The following is a 388-nucleotide window of genomic DNA, read 5'->3' on the forward strand; positions in this document are numbered from 1 at the left end:
CTCGAGGGTGATCCGGAACAGCGTCGTGGCGTCGTCGCGATGCACCGCGGGCCAGCGCGGCGTGCCATCACCGACATAGGCCGACACCCCGCTGTGTTGGGTGGCCTGAATCAGCAGACTGGCAAAGCCGTAGCGCCCGCCGGCGTCGTGAACCGACCGCGGCAGCCGCACCACGGCGGACCGCACGCCGCGCCCGGCGAGCTCGACGACGGCCCAGCCGGTGCGGCCGCGCCCGGCCATCGGAACCATCGGTGTTGAACGGATCGTCTTCGGTGCTCAGACGTCCGCTCACCGCGGGAGTCCCGTTCGCCAGCATCAGCGACTTACCGGTGTCGTACGAACGCTTCGCCCAGGGCGGCCACCGCGCGGGCCTCGTCGCCCATCGCAT

Annotated in this window: 1 pseudogene; it reads right to left on the reverse strand. The window is 71.4% G+C overall.

Going from position 1 to position 388, the window contains the following annotated elements:
• Positions 1 to 240 (reverse strand): annotated as a pseudogene (locus FQ389_RS21000) (3-beta hydroxysteroid dehydrogenase); the annotation flags it as partial.
• Positions 241 to 388: the final 148 nt, after the last annotated feature.

The organism is Mycobacterium tilburgii (assembly GCF_902168065.1).
Classification (GTDB): Bacteria; Actinomycetota; Actinomycetes; order Mycobacteriales; family Mycobacteriaceae; genus Mycobacterium; species Mycobacterium tilburgii.